Origin of the sequence: Burkholderia sp. HMSC10F09, assembly GCF_001806955.1 — a bacterium.
GTDB classification, from domain to species: domain Bacteria; phylum Pseudomonadota; class Gammaproteobacteria; order Burkholderiales; family Burkholderiaceae; genus Burkholderia; species Burkholderia multivorans.
In genome coordinates this window covers 1-1606 of the sequence record NZ_KV786607.1, presented here as the reverse complement: position 1 = coordinate 1606, position 1606 = coordinate 1, and the positions used below count along the sequence as shown (strand labels likewise).

1 protein-coding gene is annotated in these 1606 nt (G+C 75.5%); it reads right to left on the bottom strand.

All coding sequences use genetic code 11. The annotated features are described in order from the left end of the window. On the bottom strand, positions 1-1606 hold a 1606-nt coding region (gene malQ, locus HMPREF3115_RS07120; protein WP_070553892.1), incomplete at both ends, for a 4-alpha-glucanotransferase.

Genomic DNA, 1606 nt, shown 5'->3' with positions numbered 1-1606 from the left:
CGGTGCGTCGCTCGGCGCGCAGCCGGCCTGCTGCAGTGCGCGCCACAGCGCGGCGCGCGCGTCATCGCGCTCCGCGAGATCGTCCGGTGTCGCGGCGCGTGCGGCGGCCGCGTCGGGGTCGGCATACGTGCGCTCGACGGTGTCGGCGTCGTTCGCGTCGCTTGTATCGTTCACGTCGCGCGTATCGCTCGCATCGGTCGTATCGCTTGTATCGCTCACGACGTGACGATCCTCCGGCCCGGCATCGGCGGGCCGGCCTCGCGCCTGCTCGTGCTCGGCCGCGATGCGCCGCCAGCCGAGATCGATGCCGCGCCACCAGCCCGCGACGGTCGGCAGGTCGTGCGTCGAGGTCATCGCGAGTGCGTCGCGGTCCCAGCTCGACGGCGGCCGGAATGCGCCGTCCGGCTCGCGTTCGAACCACAGCACGCGCATTCCGGCGACGCCCCGCGCGCCGAGCCGGTCGCGAAATCCGTCCGGCACGGTGCCGAGATCCTCGCCGACTGCGATCGCGCGGTGCCGCGCGGCCTCCAGCGCGACGAGCCGCAGCAGGTCGTCGCACGGGTAGTGCAGATACGCGCCGTCGCGTGCGCTCGCGCCGTCCGGCACGACCCACATGCGCGCGAAACCGAGCACGTGATCGATCCGGATGCCGCCCGCGTGCGCGAACGCGGCGCGCAGCAGCTCGATGAACGGCGCGAAGCCGTTCGCGCGCAGCGCGGCCGGCGTCCAGGTCGTCACGCCCCACGCCTGGCCGGCCGCATTGAACGCGTCGGGCGGCGCGCCGAGCGACAGCCCGCGCAGCAGCGTCGTACCGTGCGCCCACGCATCGCTGCCCGCGCGATCGGAGCCGACCGCGAGATCGGCGATCAGCCCGATCGCCATGCCCGCGCGGCGCGCGGCCTGCTGCGCGTCCGTCAGCGCGTGCGCCGCGCACCATTGCAGGAACGCATGGAACGCGACCGTATCGGCGTGCGCCTGCGCGAATGCGTCGACTTCGACCGAGGTCGGCATCCGCCACGGCGCCGGCCATTGCCGCCAGTCCGAGCCGAGCCCGCGCGCGACGCAGAACGCCTGCAGCGCGTCGAAGCGTGCATGCGCGTCGAGCGCCGCGCCGCCCGCCGCGCGGAACCGTTCGAACCCGGCGAGCGCGGTGCCGCCGCCGGCGCGCAGCGCGTCGAACCGAGCGCGCAGCCGGCGCAGCTTCTGCGGCAGCACGTGCGGCCAGTCGACGAGTCGCGCATCGGCCGCGCCGTCCGCTTCGTCGCCGGCGACGCGGCCGACGCCCGGCACCGCGTGGCAGTCGAGATACGCGACGTTGTGCCAGCGCCGCGACGACGGCGAATAGGGGCTGTCGTGCGCAGGCAGCGCCGGATAGCCGGCATGCGTCGGACTGATCGCGACCGCATGCGCGCCGTGTCGCGCCGCGTGCGTCGCGAGCTGCGCGAGCGCGGTGTAGTCGCCCGCGCCGTCGTCGCCCGCGCGGCGCAGCCCGTACAGCTGCGCGGCGATGCCCCAGCGGTTGCCGGCGTCCGGCGTGCCGCGCAGGCGCTCGGCCGCGCGCACGCGGCGCGGTGCGATCGCGATGGCGATCCGCTGCTCGCCGACG